Origin of the sequence: Streptomyces sp. NPDC006134 (assembly GCF_040628835.1) — a bacterium.
Classification (GTDB): Bacteria; Actinomycetota; Actinomycetes; order Streptomycetales; family Streptomycetaceae; genus Streptomyces.
The window spans coordinates 1-18161 of the sequence record NZ_JBEXTV010000093.1 but is presented as its reverse complement, the minus strand read 5'-3'; the positions used below and the strand labels follow the sequence as shown (position 1 = coordinate 18161).

Below are 18161 nucleotides of genomic sequence, written 5' to 3'. Positions count from 1 at the left end.
GTCCGTGGTCGTGCACGACCACGGACCGCACCCCCCGGTGAGCCCGCCCGACGACCCGGTCGCGCTGCGCCGCTACGTCGCGGGGTACGTGCAGCGCCGGTTGGTCGGCAGCCTGGGCGACCACACCGTGCCGGCGGTCGGCATCACGGGGGAGGACACCCGCACCCTGGTGGTGGGGGACGGAACGGACGTGCAGGCCGATCCGGGGGTGGTGCGGCTGTTTCTCGACACCGGCCACATGCCGGTGGTGTCGAGCGTGACGTACGACTCGGGCGGCGGCATCCGGTTCCTGGGCACTGTGACGGCGGCCGTCGCACTCGCCGACGCGCTACGGGCCGCTCTGGTGCTCCCGGCGGGAGCCGAGGGTACGAGTGACGCGGCCGCGTCCGTCGTCGGCATGTCGGTTCCGCACGCCGTGCTGAGGCATCTCCACCGTCTGGACGGCGAGGGTGAGAACGGTCCCGGGGGCGGTGTCCGGCGGGTGACGCGGACGTGGCAGGCGCGGTGCACCGGTCGAGGGGAGCGATGGCAGGCCGTCAGGGCCGGGGCTCCCTGCCCAGGAGCAGAGTGACGAAGCCGAGGGTGCCACGGTAGCCGTGGAGCCAGGCGGCGCGGTGCTCGGCCGCGGCATCGAGGGCCTGGACGCGGTCCGGGTGATCAGGGTGGTCCAGGGCCCACCGGGACAGGGAACCGGTCCAGGACCACTCGTAGTCGTCCCACTCCTGCAAGGTGCTCACATGTCCGTAGAGGGGCACCCAGCCCTCGGACACCACCCGGTCGACGGTCGTGGCGAGGTCGTCGTACTCGTCCGCGGTGAAACCGCAGTCGAGGGTGCGGCGGTCCGGTTCGCGCTCCCAGAAGCCGTCGCCGACGAGCACTGTGCCGCCCGGCACGAGGTGGCTTTCGGCTGCCTTCAAGGTGGGGAGCAGGCCGCCGAAGGCATGGCTGGCACCGATGCTCAGGACGAGGTCGTAGCCGTGGGGTGAGCGGAACTCGGCGGCGTCTTGCGCGTGGAAGGCGATCCGGTCGCCGATTCCGGCCTCGTCGGCCGAGGCCCGGGCTGCGGCGATGGCGTCGGCGTCGTTGTCGACGCCGTCGGCCCGCAGGCCCGGGCGGCCGGCCTGCGCGCGCAGCAGCCAGGTGCCCGATCCGCAGCCGAGATCGAGGAGACGGGCGGCGCCGTGAGGGATGGCCCGGTCGAGCAGCGTCCGAACGGACGCGTCGCTCAGCGGCGCGGCGATGGGGTGCAGGGTGTGGGCGAGGGAACTGATCTGTCGGCGATGCATGACAGCAGTCTGCCTGCCGCCTGCGCCGGGGCTGTCCAGGCGCCCCGGTGCGTTCTCTTGGTTTGGTGTCGGTGGTGGTGAGAGACGGTGGGCGGCGCTCTGGGCGGGGTGTTGCGGGGCTGGTCAGTGGTCGTGTGTGGGTGAGAGTGTCGCTGTCATGAGGTGAGAGATTGAGAGGCGGGATCGCTGTCGTGGGGCTTTGTCTCATGGCGGGTGTTGCTGTCTCAGGTGCGAGAGTTCTTATGCGGTGAGGTGGGCCCCGCGGGGGTCACGTCCCTTCTGGTGGTGTAGGCGATCAGCCGTCTGATGCGGCGGGCAGGACGGTCGGGGTGTCGGTGTAGAGGGCGTCCATGCTTTCGTTGGAGAGGTAGCGGCGGGGGGAAGGCGATCCATGCGTCGTGGAGTTCGGCGAGGACCGCGGTCGCGAGGCGGAGGACGGCGGGTGGGTTGGGGAAGACCTGGACGACGTCGGTGCGGCGTTTGATCTCCCGGTTCAGCCGCTCCAGCGGGTTCGTGGACTGGATCTTCTTCCCGTGCTGATGGGGGAAGTCCGCGAACGCGGTCAGATCTTCCTTGGCCTCCAGCAGCATCTCTCTGACCTTCGGGAACTGTCGGCCGAGCATGTCTGCGACGGTGTCGAGCTGGGTGCGGACCGTATCCGCGGCGGGCTGGGCGAAGACCGTACGGATCGTTGCCGCGACCATCTCCGCCGATCCCTTCGGGATCACGGCGAAGACGTTGCGCACGAAGTGAAGCCGTAAAGAATCAAGGTGCTGCTTTACAGGGACAGGCTCGTTGTCAGGGTATGGCGGTTCCGGAGGAGATCTGTTCCCAACTCCACTGCAGATTCTCGGTGTTGTTGCCCCACTTAAACGAGCGGCAGCGGCGGCTGGCCCTGGCTACCGAGGCCCGGTTGCTCGGGCACGGCGGCGTACGGGCGGTAGCGCGGATCGCGCAGGTCAGCGAGACGACCGTGCGTCGTGGAGTATCAGAGCTGGAAGCGGGGGCCGGGCCGCTCCCGGACGGCCGGGTGCGTGCACCAGGCGGAGGCCGCAAACGGGCTGAAGCCAAGGATCCTGCCCTGCTCCAAGCCTTGTTGGGCCTGGTCGAGCCGGACGAGCGGGGAGATCCTCAGTCTCCGCTGCGGTGGACGACGAAGTCGCTGCGCAACCTGGCCGAGGAGCTGACCCGGCAGGGGCACCCGGTGTCCGCGCCGACGGTGGGCCGGCTGCTCAAGCAAGAGGGCTTCAGCCTGCAGGCGAACGTCAAGACCCTCGAGGGTGCCCAGCACCCCGACCGGGATGCCCAGTTCCGCTACATCAACGAGCAGGTCAAGCAGCACCAGGCCGACGGCGAGCCGGTGATCAGCGTGGACACGAAGAAGCGAGAGCAAATCGGACGGCTGCCCATGGCCGGCCGCGAGTGGCGCCCCAGGGGCGATCCGGTCGAGGTGGAGGACCATCACTTCTTCTTCAGCGGCCCGGACGTGCAGCAGGCGATCCCGTACGGGATCTACGACATCGCCCGCAACACCGGCTGGGTCAACGTCGGTGTTGATCACGACACGTCGGTCTTCGCGGTCGAGTCCATCCGCCGCTGGTGGCGCTGTCGCGGCAGCCTCGACTACTCGAAGGCGTCACGACTGCTGATCACCTCGGACGCGGGCGGCTCCAACGGCTACCGCTACCGAGTCTGGAAGAGCGAACTGGCCGCCCTGGCCGCCGAAACGGGCCTGACGATCACGGTGTGTCACTTTCCTCCGGGCACAAGTAAGTGGAACAAAATCGAGCACCGACTGTTCTCACGCATCACCCACAACTGGCGTGGCAGGCCGCTGACCAGCCACGACGTCGTCATCGAGACAATCGCCGCCACCCGCACCCGGGCTGGTCTGCGCGTCGAGGCCCACCTGGATCCCGGTGACTACCCCACCGGCATCGCGATCAGCAAGGACCGCTTCGCCGCGCTGCCGCTGGTCCGGCATGAGGTTCACGGCCAGTGGAACTACGCCCTGCTGCCCGAACCCTCCGCGCCACAGGTGTCGCCCGCTGGCGAGGCACACGGCGTCGCCGACCGCCGCCGCGAGCTTGTCACCCGTCTCGCGGACCCACGCCTGACCGGGCTGAGTGGCACGGAACTCGCTGACTTATGCGCCGAGTTGGCCCCACTACAGGCCGCCCGGGCCCAAGAACGCTACAGCGAGCAGCGCGGCGGACGCGCCCGGCGCGCAACCGGAAATCAGCGGGCCAAGCCGCTGTTCGACGACGCCACCCGGGTGATGCTCACCCTCCTCTACCAGCGCCAGGTCTGCTCGATGAAGCTGCTGGGCGACATGCTGGAGGTGACCCCCACCTGCATCGGCCACCTCATCGCCGAGACCCGCCGGGTCCTGGAGGACCACGGCCACCAGCCCGGTTACGCCCCCAGCCGATTCACCACGGCGCACACGCTGATGGCCTTCCTCGACACCGACAAGACCCCGCCGCGCACCCGGATCATGGAAAACCTGTCCCATCCGCGGCTTACCGGCATGTCCCGCACGGAGCTGGATGCGCTCGCTCGCCGCCTCGCCCCACGCCAGGTTGCCCAGGCCGAACGTGCCTCCTACCAGCGCCGGGGTGCCGATCGCCAGCCGGGCAGCCGCGGCGGCGTCTTCCCGCAGAAGCTCGGCGACAGAGAACGCATCGTCGTCGCCATCCTCTACCTGCGGAAACTGTGCACCCTGGACATCCTCGCCGACGCGCTGGGGGACGTGAGCAGGTCCTCGATCGGGAACGTCGTTCGCGAGATCCGCCCCCTGCTGGCCGAAGACGGACTTCTCCCACCTCCGGCCACCATCCGCTACCGCACCGCCACCGAACTCCTCGCCGCGGCGCATGAAGAAACCGACACACCGACAAGTTGATCCTTTACGGCTTCAGTGGACCCGGCAGCGCTGCCAGGCGGCGCCGAGCATGACCTTGCGGATCGCTTTGACCAGACCGCTGTGGCTGTCGGAGATGACCAGACGGACGCCGCTCAGACCGCGTTCTCGCAGGTGACGCAGGAACTGGGCCCAGAAGACTTCGGTCTCGCTGTCACCGACCATGACACCGACGACCTCGCGGCCACCGTCCTGGGTGACGCCGGTGGCGATGACGACCGCCTGCGAGACGATCCGGTGGTCGACCCGGGCCTTGATACAGGTGGCGTCGAGGAACAGGCAGGGGAACCGGATGTGGTCCAACGGCCGGGTGCGAAAGGCATCGAGCTGTTCGTCCAGCTCAGCGCATATCCGGCAGACCTCACTCTTGGATATCCCGGTGTCCGGGCCGAGGGCTTGACCAGGTCGTCGACCGAGCGGGTGGACACGCCGTGGACGTACGCCTCCATGATGACCGCGTAGAGGGCCTGGTCGATGCGTCGCCGGCGTTCCAGCAGGCTGGGGAAGAAGCTCCCGGCCCGTAGTTTCGGGATGGCGGGTTCCAGGTCGCCGGCCTGTGTGGTCACCGTCTTCTCGCGGTGCCCGTTGCGCCAGGTGGTGCGGGTGTCGGTGTGTTCGCCCCACTCGGCGCCGATTTTGGTGGTGGCCTCAGCCTCAATCAGTTCCTGCAGCAGCCGCTCGGCGACCTCACGGACAAGTTCAAGACCATCGGCCGAACGTAGTGACTCAAGCAGGCGAAGCAGGTCATGCTGGGACAAGGCCACCGTGCACCCCCTGGGGTCGAACTGCCCGTTCACTCCGGACCATTGCACGGTGGCCTGCCAGTCGAGCAGGGAGCAGACACCGGCAGACGGTGCACCCGAGGGAGCAGAACCCGCGCACTCAGCCGCGGAGATCCCCTACACCACTCGGTGGAACGCCATCCCGGTGCACGGACTGCCGGAAGCAGGCGAGACGCGTGCACGGCACGTACCAACGCACTTTGCACGAGCGGCCATTGGGCTTTCGCCGGGTCGTAGTCCGGCTGCGGGTGCGTCGGTACTTCTGCGACCGGAAGAGCTGTTCCCGCGCGACGTTCGTCGAGCAGGTGCCGCCGGGCCTGTCCGAGCGGTACCACCGCTCCAGTACCGGGCTGACCGACTGGCTGTGGTCGATCGCGATCGAGCTGGGTGGTCGTCCGGCCGCCAGGCTGGATGCCTCCCGGTCCGGCAGCAGGTCGACGGGGCGGCGGCTCTCGATGTCGACGAGGACGGTGCTGTAGTGGCGGTCCTTGCGGGTGGCGTACTGGTCGACGCCGACCACCCGCGGCGCGGGGACCTCGGGATCGGGGAGTACGTCGACCAGCCGGAGCACCGTGCTGCGGCTGACGGGCCCCCGAGAACGCGGGCGATGCGGGCCCCGGCCCGGCCCGCGAGGGCCGGACCGACCGCGGCCAGGGTGGAGCGCAACCGCTCGGTCCGCTGACCGTGCCGGCGTGTCAGACCGGGTATCTGCTCGACAAAGGTACGGCGCGCACACCCCGAGTTCCCACAGACGAACCGACGGGCCCTCAGCGGGAGAACAACGCTTCGGCCACCGCTCGGCACATCAGCGGGAAACCGCAGGCAGGAACCATGACCCCGGTTCGGCCAGACTCTGCAGACCGGGCACACGGCACCGTCCGCGATGCATTGCGTATCAACGCGCACTGTCTCGATGCTCACGTCTACCGAAGACAGCGACGTCCGTGATCGACGGGAACAACAGCTCCTTCAGCCGGAGCACGGCTTCTTCCACGGCCTCGAAACTGTCAGGCCAACCGTCCTGCCCGTGGACCTTTTTCGGGCGACTTCGCGTACGGCTTGAAGGGGTCTGGCTGTTACCCAGAGTGGCCGCATTACAGAAGTTGTGCCAGAGCCCGACGACGATGTTGTGCCCTACTTGTACAAGGCGCGCATCAACCGGCTGATCGAGGTGGCCGGCCCCGCGCAAGACGGACGCTGCAGATCTGTGCATGGCGGGAAGCCGCTGCTCACGGTTGGTGAGAAGCCCACGGCGTGAGCCGGACAAGCCCACCGTCGTTCGTCCTTCACCGTCAGTGCGCTGTGTACCGAATCCTTACCGTTTACGGCACACCTTGAAGCGCCTGTGACGCGAGTCACTTTGTGATGAAAATGAAAAACGTTGCTTGGGATCTTCCACTGAGTGAAGATCCCTGAACGCTTAGGTTGCGTTTATGCGCGGAGAGTGAAGGTTCAGGGTGGGGAAGATGTGGCGCCGCAGTGCAGCCGCCGTTTTGGCGGGTGGGCTGCTGGTGTGGGGGGTCGGCGGGGGAAAAACCCGCGGTGGCCGCGGTCGCATGCCCGTCGGGCACGGAGTCGGACTTCAACGGTGACGGCATCCGGGACACTGCGATCGCCGATCCCGAGGCGACGGTCGGCGGGGTGAAGGAAGCGGGTGCGGTCCACGTCGTCTACGGCGGCGGAAAGGGCACCCTGGAACTGACGCAGAACACGGCCGGCGTGCCGGGCGGCCCCGAGGCGGGTGATCAATACGGGTACTCGCTGGCCGTCTACGACGCGAATCTTGACGGCTGCAGCGACCTGGTGGTCGGTGCCCCCTACGAAGCCATCGGCACCGCCGCCGAGGCGGGAGCTGTGCATGTCGTGTACGGAGCCTCCGCCAACTTGAAGTCGCAGGTCAAAGGGCTGGTGTGGCCGATCCTCAGGGCGCTCATGCTGGTCGTGGGCGGGAGCCCACGGCGAAGATCATCCGTCAGCGGTTGTGTCTTCGAGGTTCGTCAGAACAAGCAGGGCTCGCAGGAGCTGGGTGGCGCGGGCGGGGTCGGTGCGGAGCTTGGTGAGGATCCGCCAGTTCTTGAGGTGGGCGACGCCGGCACTCTGCTCCCTGCCCTGCCCCTGTCAGACCGGCCCGATAGTGTGACCGCCATGAGCGACGGCATCGCGTGGATAGGCGCACAGCAGACCACCCCCATCCCGCCCGGTACCCGTGGCATGTACGCCGGGATCTCCCTCACCCTCGCCCGAGGTGTCGATCAGGACGAGTTCCTCATCAACCTCGGCGCTGACCTCGACGAGCTGAGCGAGCGCGTTCCCCTGTCCGAGCTGCGCACCCGGCCCCTCCCCGACGCGCCGCCCACCGCACAGTTCAGCTACGCCATGTACGGCACTTGCGGGGATTGGACGTACGTGCTGGAGAACGACCACATGGCCACCTGGGCAGGCGGCTACCAAGGCAAGGTCAAGTCCATGACCCCCTGCCCGGATGAAGAGATCCTGTGCCTGACCGTCAACCGGTACAGCCCGCCCGCCGCGCTCATCCACGCCCCCGGTGACGGGCGCGCCTACCGGGCCGAGTTCGGCACCGCCACCGGCCGGGGCGGCTTCCTCGACCTGGCGCTGACCGCCGAGGGCGCCGTGTTCCCCTCGATTCCCGATGCCAGTGAGGCCGAGGTGGTGGCCTACCACGAGGAGCACGGGCCGCGCCTGCCGGAGCTGGTGTTCACCGCCGTCGGCAAGTACACCGACGTCGTCATTGACCAGGCCGCCGTGATGGCCGGTGACCTCCCCGCCGTCCACCTCCTGATGCCCTGACCCCGCGCACACAGAAGCGGCCCCCACCCAGAACCCCGGGTGGGGGCCGCTCGCTGTTGTGCCGGGTGTTACTGCGCAGCGAGCTGGCAGATCACCGGCTGACCGCCGCCGACACCGTACGTGCAGGTGCCGCTGTCATCGATCCGCGTATCCAGCCAGTACGCATCCTTGTCCTTGATGCGCATCTGCTTCATGAAGTTCGCGAAGTGGCCGCCCATGGATTCCTGGTTGTGCATGCCCGAGATCGCCGCCCGGCCACACACCTCGTTGAACGTGGGGTCAGCCCCGTTCTGCGAGAACAGGTGGATCATGCTGCCGTGCTTCTTCGCATACATCGAAATGCACGCATCCCCGCTGGGGGTGGTCTTCCCTGGCGGGATCGCCGGGTTGATGCCGCCCTCGGTGGACGACATGCCGCCGCTGTTGTACGACGAGGCAAACGCGAACTCGTCACAGTTCAGGGTGTCGCCCGCGTCGACCGGGGCGGAGGCGTCACCGTTGTTCGCGGCCCACCCGGTGGGGCAGATCCGCCCACGGGAACGGTTGTTCTGCGCCTCGTCGCCCATGTAGTACAGCGGCTTTTGATCCGTCATCGAACCCGGGTGCTTCGGCGTGGCCTTCTGGATCAGCCACGCGTGCGCGGCGGCCTGCGGGAACGCCTTCGCGTTGAACGTGTACGTCGGAGCGACATTCACGAACACGCAGCCCGGAACGGACCCGGCCGGAGCATCTGCGGCAGGGGTGTCGCAGCGGATACGGTCGAGATCCTCGGTGCCGCCGTCGTAGTCGAGCGACCACTGGTAGCCGGTCTTAAACGGGCGGATCTTCCCATCGGCGGGGAGAATGTTCGCGTCGATCTGAATGTCCGGCTTGAACCGGTAGTCCGTACCGGCCAGCGACGTATCCCACGTGTACGGCGTCGTCAGCGTCGCCGAGTGCATCTCACCCGGCACCCACCACGGCTTACCCTTCCACGCCGTCACCGGCTGCTCCTGCGGAGTACAGAAGTTCTCACACAGGTGGTTCCAGCCCACAAAGTTGATCTCACGGAACGCGGGCGGGATCTGCTGCGCGGGCTCGATCGTCAGGTGCTCGGTGAACGTGTTCTGTCCGTCAAGCTCGATCATCCGCAGGAACATGAACTTCGCCACAGCCTGCGGCACACCGTCCATGCTGATGATCACCGGCACCGACCGCACATCGCACTCAATGAACCGCGTCGCGAGGATCGATTCAAAGTCGGTGTTGCACCACTCCACCCCGGCCGTCGCCGCAGCCACACCCGCCTTCGCGGACGCGTGGGGCGCCTTGCCCTTGGGCGCGGGGGTCGACTTCCCGAAGCACACCTGACGGCCGGTCTCATCCGGCTCACTGCACTGCTCCACCGCATCCTTCGCCGCGGCCGTGGCCCGCGCCGACAGCGGCGTACCCGGCTGGCCGAGAGGCTTCGTCTGGTAGTAGTGCGGCTGCTGCGCGTCGAAGTGGTTCGGGTTCGGGCTCGCATAGTTCGGTGTCGGCAGGGTGAGATCCACGGGCAGCTCCACACGGAACTTTGCCCACGGAGACCACACCGTCTCGTACAGCGAGCCGTCGTAGGCGTTGGTGCGGAACACGTAGTTCGTGTTCAGCGCCAGCTTGCCCGCCGGAACATCAACCTTCGCGGTGCCCCCCGATGCCACATACGGGGAGACGATGACCCCATACGTGGAGTCGTTCAGCTTGACCTTGGTGACCGGCTTCCCGGCAGCATCCGCCGTCCACACCTCGAACGTGAGGTTGACCTGATCCCCGTCGGGGTCGGTCACCGTGTTCGTGAGCTGTACCTTTTGCGAGGTCACCCGCTGGAACCCGCCAGGCGCCGCGTTCCGCGACAGCGGCGCAGCCTTGGGAGTCTTGCCCGAGGCAGGACGCGCGCCCGCCGTGGCGGCCCGCGTCGACTTCTCCGGCCCGTGCACCTTGGGCGGTGCCGCATTGGGGTCGGGCTTCGCGGCCGCGGCCGGGGCCTCGGCGGCCTCGGCCACCCCGCCGGCACTTAACAGCAGCATCGCCGCTGTGCCTATAGCCACCCGGGAAAGAACGTTTTTCCTTCTGGATTTGGACGTGCCAAACAAGACACGTCCCTTCTGGCCCCACCCCCGCACCCCGGAGGCAGGACATTGCTGGTGTGTCGCGCCGCCCCCTTTCCTACGCGGGTAGACGACCCATCAGCAACGCGCCCAAGCTGGGCGGTTCGTCTTTATCCGCCGCTAACGGACGTGATCCACACCACGGTTGTACGCGCACGTGTAAGAACCCTGCGGGGGGAGTTGTGGAAAGCTGCGACCGTGGGCCCTTCGTCACCGACCCCGACCACCCCGCGTGCGGCATCTGCCCCTCACGCCGCCTGCGCCGTGAGGGCCTGGATGCCGCCGCCGGCACCCACCTCATCTGGGCAGACATTGCCGAGGACCTCGGCTACCCCGAAGAGCTGGAGCCACTGGTCCACTGCGCACACAACCTGGACGGCTGGGAGGAGAGCTGGGGAGTCTCCTTCGAGGAACTCAGCAGGGAAGCAGTCGAAGTAGCGAAGCAGTTCTTGAACAAGCGCTCGGCAGCACAAGCAGGGAGCTGAGCGTCCGGTTCTTCCCCGCTGAAGATCGACGGCCCTCTACGATCCGGTGCATGCTGGATCCCGAACTGCTGGAACGGATCACCGCGCGGCGTGCGGAACTGGACGAACTCGAAGACCAGCTGGCCAAACAGCTGGCGGAAGTGCGGGCCGAACGGGACGAACTCGCTGTCGCCGAACGGGTCCTTGAACGGATGACCGAGCAGCTCGCCGAGGAACGTTCCTCAGCCCGTCCGGTGCCCGGGCAAGTGGGTGGCCGGGCGGTAGTGCTGATCCCGCACCGCGAACCGGGCGCGGAGGAGGATTCGCTCCCGCCGGACTACCAGCGCATCATCGCCGCCGTGCGGCAGGCCGCCGGACCGGTCATGGCCCGTGAGGTCGGCGAGGTGGTGGGGGTGGACGTCAGCGTGAAGTCCAAGCTGGAACCGCTACGCGGCAAGCTGGTCAGACTCGTCGACCGCGGCTGGCTGCGGAAGCTGCCCGACGGCCGGTTCACCACCCGCCTGTGACCAGCAACACCGCCACTCGGAGCGGCTCAGCACGCGCGTAACCGGGGTGCCCCCGGCCGCCGTTGGAATTGTGTGACGAATACCAAAGAGCGCGCTGAGGACACCTGCCAGCTTGTCTACCAGTGCCGTCTGCCGCTGCCCACGCGCACCGTCAACCACCTGGCCGACCTGCTACGGCGTCATCTGAAGACGATACGGTCACGCTGGCGCATCCTGCCGCCCGGGAAGATCGCGGTGATCGTCCTGGCCGTCCTGCGTCACGACCAGCGCTTGGCCGACATGGCCGGCGGCAACGACGTGTCCGAGTCCACGGTCCGCCGCTGGCGCGACGAGCTGATCGGACTGCTCGCCGCCCAGGCCCCGCGCCTGGACCGCGTCCTGAAGAAGGTCGTCAAGCAGGGCGCGGAGGTGGTCCTGATCGACGGCACTCTCATCCGCACCCAGCGCCGTACAGGCAAGACCGACCGACGGAACTACTCCGGCAAGCACCGAACTCATGGCCTGCACTTCCTCGCCCTGACCGACGAGAACGGTCGCCTGATCTGGATATCCGCCGCGCGGCCTGGCCGCACCCACGACAACACCGCCGCCCGCCACGACCGCATCCTCACCCACCTGCGCGCCGCCGGCCTCGGGGCGCTGGCCGACCTCGGCTTCCGCGGCCTGGACAACGACATCCTCGACCCCGTGATCGTCACCGGCTACACCGCCAGCCGCACCCACAAGCTCACCCCAGGCGAGAAGGAAGCCAACCGTGTCCTCGCCCTCGGACGTGCACCGGTCGAGCACGGCGTCGCCCACCTCAAGAACTGGCGGATCCTCACCAAGCTCCGCACCGACCCCGCCCGCGCCACCCAGCTCCTGCGAGCCCTGCTTGTTCTGACGAACCTCGAAGACACAACCGCTGACGGATGATCTTCGCCGTGGGCTCCCGCCCACGACCAGCATGAGCGCCCTGAGGATCGGCCACACCAGCCCTTTGACCTGAGACTTCAAGTTGGCGGAGGCTCACTCAGTGGGCTCCACTCAGTGGGCTCCACCCGATGGGCTCCACCGAGTGGAGCCCACTCCGGTGCGCCGGACGACGACGGACTCCACCGTGGTGCGCACCACTCCGGTGCGCCACCGCACCCGGTGCGCCGCACCGTCCGGCGATGTCCGGCACTCGCGCGCTCCGGTGCGCCGCACCCGACGTCCCGCACCGCACCGGTGCGCCCACCACCGACCATCCCCTCCATCAGGTGCGGCCGGAGGCGCACGACCCCTTGTCCAGCTCTGCTACACCCCCTTGTCCGGCTCTGCTACCGCGACGTTTCTCCTAATCCAGTGCGTAAGCAGACGGCCCAGGACCATAACAACGCCCCGGGGTAGCTGCTCGCACGGGACAGCGAATGCCTGGATCCCCCCTGGCCGTCCAGGCCTCCTCAAAGAGCGGCATCGCTGTCCGTTGCAGGGTCCGCGGTGATGACGCGGGCGCCGGGCTGATGCCTCCGTTTCTCCCGGCCCTTGAGGCCTCTGTCAAGAGCGGTGCAGCCCGGCGCCTCCGTGGTCACCGCGAAACTCACAGGGCCCGGTCGGACGTTGATCGTCACGGCGCGAGCCCGCTTCAGGGTCGACCTCTTGTTCATCCGCGAGCCTGTGAGCTCTGCAGAAGATCGGGCCCCTGGAGTGCGCTGGTGTCGCGAACGGCTACTGAGATGGCGGACCAACGAGTCCTTGGATTAGGACGCCGCGTGACCCGCATGTGCTCGTGACCTGCATAAACGGACGGATTCGGGAGGACAGCTTGACCGTGTTCTGCGGCATCGACTGGGCAGAGCGACACCACGACGTCGCCCTCGTCGACGAAGCCGGCCCCCTGCTCGCCAAGGCCCGTATCATCGACGACGCGGTCGGCTACCACCAGCTTCTGGACCTCCTTGCCGAGCACGGTGACAGCCCGGACGATCCGATACCGGTGGCCATCGAGACCAGCCACGGTCTCCTGGTCGCGAGCCTGCGCACCGGCAGCCGCCGGGTCTTCGCGATCAACCCGCTCGCCGCCGCCCGCTACCGCGACCGCCACGGCGTCAGCCGCAAGAAGTCCGACCCGGGCGACGCCCTGGTCCTGGCGAACATCCTGCGCACCGACATGCACGCCCACCGACCCCTGCCAGCCGACTCCGAACTCGCCCAGGCCATCACCGTCCTGGCCCGAGCACAGCAGAATGCCGTCTGGACCCGGCAGCAGGTCGCCAACCAGGTCCGGTCGCTCCTACGCGAGTACTACCCCGCTGCTCTGCTGGCCTTCCAGGGCAAGCATGGCGGTCTGACCAGGGCTGACGCCCGCGTCATCCTCACTCTGGCGCCGACTCCGGCCAAGGCCGCGAAGCTCACCCTCGCCCAGCTGCGGGCCGCCCTCAAACGCAGTGGCCGCTTCCGCGGCTGCGACGCGGAAGCCGAGCGGCTGCGGGATGTCTTCCGCGCCGAGTACGCCCACCAGCTCCCCGGTGTCGAGGACGCCTTCGGCCACCAGCTCCTGGCCCTGCTCAAGCAGCTGGACGCCACCTGCCAGGCCGCGGACGACCTCGCGGAGGCGGCCACAGCAGCCTTTCACCAGCACGCCGACAGTGAGATCCTGCTCAGCTTCCCGGGCCTTGGGCCCATACTCGGGGCCCGCGTGCTCGCCGAGCTGGGCGACGACCGGGCACGGTTCGCCGATGCCCGGGCGCTGAAGTCGTACGCCGGATCCGCGCCCGTCACCCGGGCCTCCGGCAAGAAACGGTTCGTCGGCCGCCGGTTCGTCAAGAATAACCGCCTCATCAACGCCGGCTTCCTCTGGGCCTTCGCCGCCCTCACCGCCTCACCCGGAGCCAACGCGCACTACCGGCGCCGACGCGAGCATGGTGACTGGCATGCCGCCGCACAACGGCACTTGCTGAACCGCTTCCTCGGCCAGCTCCACCACTGCCTCAAAACCCGGCAGTTCTTCGACGAACAACACGCCTTCGCATCGCTCCGCCAAGCGCCTGCGTGACTGTAGTCAGGGCCTCCCACATTGCCGGATTCCGGAAGGCAGCCGCTCCAGCCATCTGCCGTGCCCTGCAGCTGAGATGCCGTGCCCGGACTGCCATGATGCCGACCAGGGGCGGCCTTGGCATTGGGAGCCGCATGACGTGAGAAGAGTGTGGCGCGAATGCTCGGCATCCAGACCGATGCGTTGGACACGGCTGGGGGAGTGTTCATGACGGTCGTGGCCCTGGGCTGTACGTGGTGGGGCGGGCGGGCCGTGCTCCGTCCGCACCGGCCGCCGCAGCTGATCGGGGGCCCCGTATGGGTGGCCCGCACCTGGGGCCTCGCCTATGTGCTGCTGGGCATCGCTATGGCTGCCAAGATGACGACCATGCTGGCCGGCAAGGAGCCGGCCTGGCCGATGGCCGTGCTCTATTGGGCTGCCGGACCGCTCCTGATCTTCTCGGTGACCGCGGCAGGCGTGTCCCAGTGGCAAGCGCGCCGTCGGGTCGGTGGTGCCGTCAGCGGACGGCACGGACGGCACAAGTGAAGCGGCCCGTGTCCTGGAGCGAGGCGGCACTCGTGAGCGCCGCCTGCTGGACGATCAGCGGACTGGGATACGGAGTGCTCGCCGCCCTCGACGAGCCGCAGCTGTCCCCTGCACCCCTGATCGGCATGGGCCTGGCCCAGTGGTTCTTTGCGCATCACCGCTGCTGGCGTGCCGCTGGTGCGGCGTGCCTCGCGGGGTTTGTCGTGCTGTTCGGGCTCGTGGACATTCTGCGGCCGGGCCTGGGCCGGTACGTGGCGGATGCCCTGGCCACGGGGGCCGCGTCGACGGTTGCCCTGACCGTGTTCACCCTCGTCGATCGCGCAAGTGGACGCCGCCATGGCGCAGCAGGCTGACCCCGGTAACTCGGCTGCATCCACCAACTTGACTTCTTATCTCCCTGAGATGTCTTTGAGGGCCCGGACATGAGATCCGTCCACGGAGCAGTCGTCCAGGTCCAACGAGTCCGCGCGGCGGAGTTCGGCCAGCAGAACGGCGTGAAGGCGTGGCCAGACGTCGACCTCGGTCCAGTCTCGCAGCCGGCGCCAGGCCGTCACCCCGGAGCAGCCCACCGTCTCGGCCGGGACATCGCGCCACGCGACATCGGTCCGCAGCACGAACAGGATTCCGGCGAGCGCCACACGGTCGGGAACGCGCAGCCGTCCGGGATACCGGCGGCGCCGTTCGGGAGCGGGCGGCAGCAGCGGAGCCACCCGCTCCCACAGGTCGTCAGGAACAAGATCAGCACGCATCCGGACACCCTGCCGACCAAGATCGTCGGACACAAGACCCGCAGCCCAACTCATTCTGAAACGATCAGTTAGTGCCTGACGCTGTCGAGATCTCGGCCGACGTGCTGGTGTCATGAGCGGTTCGTCCGGTCTCGTCGGTTCATGGGCACAGGCCCGCGAAGGGGCGCCGGGGCGAGTACGGCGACGGTGCGGTAGCCGATCCCGGGAACCGGCCTGTTCCTCGCTGTATTGGCTCACCTGGGCCTGCTCAGCGGGGCTGGATCCCGTCGTCTGGCGAACGGACGTGCTGTCGTCAACGAGCGGCCTCAAGTGGGTTAAAGCGATAGGGGAGTTGAGGGATACTCTTTGCGTCACTAGTAGGGAAGGGCAGGGTCGGTGGCCAGACGTCTCTCCAGGAACCAGTGGATCATGATCGTGGTGCCGCTCATCGCGGCCGGCATCGGTCTCATTGCCACGCTGATGACGAACTCGCCCGGCGACAACACGACGAACAACTGCAGCGGCTCGTCACAGTGCGGCAACAACAACAACCGCGTCGAGAACGGCCCGCAGCCCAATGCGAGCTGACCGGAGGAAGCGCGCGGTCGCCGGAGTGGTGCTGCTCGTCGTCACTCTTGCCGGGTGCACGAAGAACGAGACGAACAACCAATGCACGGATTCCGCGCAGTGCGGCAACGGGAACAAGTCGATACAGGGCAGCAAGCCTACGGCCATGCTGGAGGTAGCGAAGCTCGAAGCAGAGATTCGGGAAGGCGTCCCGATGAAGCAAGTCGACAATACTTATGGAATTGACGCAAAGCCCGTTGAAATTAAAGGCGGTGGCCTCGGAGTACACATCGATATCACCGTCAAGAACCTGGGCAGCAATCCAGCTTTCATTCCGAAGGTCATCATGACCTTCCGGAAGTCGGGATACCCGGAGCCGTGTGTGGGGATCGGCGGGCCGCTTGTCACCACGGCGACGTATAGCTTCACTATTCCGGATGATCAGCCGATCGAGAGTGATGGCAGCTATCTCCACAAGACGCCCTTCACGCTCTCGAAGGAGGTGACGCACGAGATCCCGCCCAACAAGTACGAGAAGTTCACGCTGACGGTGGGGCCGGAAACGGTAGTAGATCAGGCCAACCCATGGTTCGGTGTGCTGGATATCACCCTGGAGCGGGACGGCGGCAAGAAGGTGAAAACCGGTCCGCTGGCAGTGGTGAACACGGGGGGGAACTCAATGTTCTACCCAGACGGTGACTCCTGGTTCATTGATAAGAAAAATAATCCGGAATGCATGAAGCGTAACGCACTCGCGATCCGGGAAATCATGAAAACGCCAGGCCTTACCGTGTCGAAGGAATTCGCTTCTCTCGATAAGGCCCTCTCCGCATACCTGTAGGGCGGGTGGCACTGTTCGACCCCGACCGAGACAGGCGCGATCCGGCGTACTGTTGCGAGAACGCAGACCATGCAACCGGCCTGGCTGACCGGAGACGGAGAGTTCTGCCCGACCCCGGCCCGCGCACTGCCAACGCAGAGGAGGCCGCGTGGTGGGCTGTGTCAGCATTCCACAGCCCACCACGCGACCCGGGGCACCATCACGCGATGGCCGGTTCGCCTCACCCAGCCCTTCCCGTCTGCCACCTGGCCGGTCGGGGCAGCAGCCCGGGGCCCCAGGGACTACATGCACACCAGTACGATGTCGCGGCGCAGAACCCTTGGGCATCGCACCCCAGTGCGTGTAGGGCCTGGAAGCAGTGCGGCTGCCCCGGTCGGCGAAGGACCCCGGGCCGCTTTGCGCCCCGGGGTCCTTCGCCGGTCTCACCGCCGCCGCTCACCAGTCGTCGGGTGCGCTGCCCACCCACGCGATCGGCCGGCCCTCGCTGTTGCGGCCCCAGTGCGGTTCCTCCAGCGAGGTCTCGTGCCTGTCGTCCAGGACACAGATCCGCCCCCAGCGGCCGTGCTTGCCCGGACAGATCCCGGTGAGCCGGGCCGCGTCGCCCTCGCGCACGTGGAAGTTCTCGTGTTGTTGTCCGGGGTGGTTCTCGTTTCGGTGTCCAGCGGAGGATGCGGGTTGAGTGAGGTGATCGGCTTGTTTGCTGGGGTGTTCGGGGCGGTGGTCGATGGGGCTGAGGGGGGACAGCAATGTGAGGACAGCCGGTCGGTAGCTGAGGATTAGCAGGTCAACGGGGTGATGGCTCCAATGGGGTAGGGTCCTTCCTTGATCATTCTCGGTGGGCAGCTGTGCCTGGTGTGGTGGGGGAGTGCTGGTGGGGGCTGCGGCGGATGCCGAGGTGTTGCGGCCGGTCGCGGTGCGTAGGTTGCTGGCGCTCGAGGCGCGGGGAGAGTTGACGGTCGGTCATCGGCGGATGGTGGCTGACACGCTGGGGATGGCGGAGCGGACGGTGCGCCGGTGGCTCGCCGTGGCGCGGGATGAGGGCCGCCTGGAACGGGCTGAGCGCCGCCGGTTCACTGTTACGCCGCAGTTCGGCTCCGGCACCTCCGTACGCCGGAGCTCCGGTTTTCCTAATATCCGGGGTACTGTTCTGTGGCTGAGGTTCGAAGCGTCCCAAGTCATAATTCCTCACCTGAGTGGGAGAGCGAAATACCGGCGCTGACCACTCAACAAATCACGGCCCTACCTAGGTGGTTGGGGGGTGTCCCGTGTTTCCGCCAGTGGTACATGCTGCATCAAACTGATGCACTCTCTACATTGGAACCCGACACGAACAAGCGACCCCCCACCCCGTAGCCAGCCCAGCCCGCGCCAACGGGCCCCAACGGTCCTGGAGGCGCAGCCGGAAGGACCGTGGGGCGGGGGAGCGTAGCGGACCTGCCTAGGAGCGCGAAGCGCTCCTCAACTCCCATATTCCGAGCCACACTAGCCGTACTGTCAGACCCCCAGCCACTCCGCCGCGCACCGCGCGGCCCGTCGGGCGCGCAGCGGCCGACCCAGATCGGAAG

At 67.4% G+C, this 18161-nt stretch carries 14 protein-coding genes and 4 pseudogenes; 12 read left to right on the top strand and 6 right to left on the bottom strand.

Annotated elements, in window-relative coordinates; genetic code table 11:
- Positions 1 to 571, top strand: a pseudogene (locus ABZ340_RS34780) (hypothetical protein); the annotation flags it as partial.
- Here ABZ340_RS34780 and ABZ340_RS34775 read toward each other — a convergent pair.
- Positions 537 to 1286 (bottom strand): class I SAM-dependent methyltransferase, encoded by a 750-nt coding sequence (locus ABZ340_RS34775; protein ID WP_358785885.1) that lies wholly within the window; start codon positions 1284 to 1286, stop codon positions 537 to 539. The pseudogene ABZ340_RS34780 and the gene ABZ340_RS34775 overlap by 35 nt on opposite strands.
- Before the next feature lie 295 nt (positions 1287 to 1581).
- Positions 1582 to 2044 (bottom strand): annotated as a pseudogene (locus ABZ340_RS34770) (transposase); the annotation flags it as partial.
- 47 nt (positions 2045 to 2091) lie between these two features.
- Between ABZ340_RS34770 and ABZ340_RS34765 the strand changes: the two are divergent.
- The gene (locus ABZ340_RS34765; protein WP_358785884.1) at positions 2092 to 4191 is read left to right on the top strand and encodes an ISAzo13 family transposase; all 2100 of its coding nucleotides are present in this window, start codon (positions 2092 to 2094) and stop codon (positions 4189 to 4191) included.
- 15 nt (positions 4192 to 4206) lie between these two features.
- On the opposite strand, the pseudogene ABZ340_RS34760 reads toward ABZ340_RS34765, so the two are convergent.
- Positions 4207 to 4973: pseudogene (locus ABZ340_RS34760) on the bottom strand (IS256 family transposase); the annotation flags it as partial.
- On the opposite strand from ABZ340_RS34760, the gene ABZ340_RS34755 reads away from it, so the two are divergent.
- On the top strand, positions 4931 to 5470 hold the full coding sequence (locus tag ABZ340_RS34755; protein WP_358785883.1) for a transposase family protein: 540 nt from the start codon (positions 4931 to 4933) through the stop codon (positions 5468 to 5470). The pseudogene ABZ340_RS34760 and the gene ABZ340_RS34755 sit on opposite strands and share 43 nt — an antisense overlap.
- Positions 5471 to 6533: 1063 nt before the next feature.
- Positions 6534 to 7802 (top strand): FG-GAP repeat protein, encoded by a 1269-nt coding sequence (locus tag ABZ340_RS34750; RefSeq protein WP_358785882.1) that lies wholly within the window; start codon positions 6534 to 6536, stop codon positions 7800 to 7802.
- A gap of 68 nt (positions 7803 to 7870) precedes the next feature.
- Here the strand turns inward: ABZ340_RS34750 and ABZ340_RS34745 are convergent, their stop codons facing one another.
- On the bottom strand, positions 7871 to 9847 hold the full coding sequence (locus ABZ340_RS34745) for a hypothetical protein (RefSeq protein WP_358785881.1): 1977 nt from the start codon (positions 9845 to 9847) through the stop codon (positions 7871 to 7873).
- Between the two features lie 263 nt (positions 9848 to 10110).
- Here ABZ340_RS34745 and ABZ340_RS34740 point away from each other — a divergent pair, with 263 nt between their 5' ends.
- The 6 genes from ABZ340_RS34740 to ABZ340_RS34715 all read left to right on the top strand — a co-directional run bounded on the left by ABZ340_RS34740 (position 10111) and on the right by ABZ340_RS34715 (position 14813).
- Positions 10111 to 10413, top strand: a complete 303-nt coding sequence (locus tag ABZ340_RS34740) for a hypothetical protein (protein ID WP_358785880.1) — start codon at positions 10111 to 10113, stop codon at positions 10411 to 10413.
- A gap of 50 nt (positions 10414 to 10463) precedes the next feature.
- Entirely contained in the window at positions 10464 to 10919 is a 456-nt protein-coding gene (locus ABZ340_RS34735) for a hypothetical protein (protein ID WP_358785879.1), read from the top strand.
- Between the two features lie 72 nt (positions 10920 to 10991).
- Complete coding sequence (locus ABZ340_RS34730; protein ID WP_358785878.1) at positions 10992 to 11834, top strand: transposase family protein; 843 nt, start codon at positions 10992 to 10994, stop codon at positions 11832 to 11834.
- Positions 11835 to 12690: 856 nt separating this feature from the next.
- Positions 12691 to 13935, top strand: a complete 1245-nt coding sequence (locus ABZ340_RS34725; RefSeq protein ID WP_358785886.1) for an IS110 family transposase — start codon at positions 12691 to 12693, stop codon at positions 13933 to 13935.
- Positions 13936 to 14094: 159 nt separating this feature from the next.
- Positions 14095 to 14460, top strand: a complete 366-nt coding sequence (locus tag ABZ340_RS34720; RefSeq protein WP_358785877.1) for a hypothetical protein — start codon at positions 14095 to 14097, stop codon at positions 14458 to 14460.
- Between the two features lie 8 nt (positions 14461 to 14468).
- A complete protein-coding gene (locus ABZ340_RS34715; protein ID WP_358785876.1) occupies positions 14469 to 14813 on the top strand; it encodes a hypothetical protein in 345 nt (114 codons plus the stop codon).
- A gap of 54 nt (positions 14814 to 14867) precedes the next feature.
- On the opposite strand, the pseudogene ABZ340_RS34710 reads toward ABZ340_RS34715, so the two are convergent.
- Positions 14868 to 15209 (bottom strand): annotated as a pseudogene (locus ABZ340_RS34710) (transposase); the annotation flags it as partial.
- A gap of 408 nt (positions 15210 to 15617) precedes the next feature.
- On the opposite strand from ABZ340_RS34710, the gene ABZ340_RS34705 reads away from it, so the two are divergent.
- Positions 15618 to 15776, top strand: coding sequence for a hypothetical protein (locus ABZ340_RS34705; RefSeq protein ID WP_358785875.1), 159 nt, complete (start codon positions 15618 to 15620; stop codon positions 15774 to 15776).
- Positions 15777 to 15801: 25 nt separating this feature from the next.
- Positions 15802 to 16596: a hypothetical protein gene (locus tag ABZ340_RS34700; RefSeq protein WP_358785874.1), complete on the top strand. Its 795-nt coding sequence runs from the start codon at positions 15802 to 15804 to the stop codon at positions 16594 to 16596.
- Positions 16597 to 17031: 435 nt separating this feature from the next.
- Here ABZ340_RS34700 and ABZ340_RS34695 read toward each other — a convergent pair whose 3' ends face one another.
- Entirely contained in the window at positions 17032 to 17208 is a 177-nt protein-coding gene (locus ABZ340_RS34695) for a hypothetical protein (protein WP_358785873.1), read from the bottom strand.
- Positions 17209 to 18161: the final 953 nt, after the last annotated feature.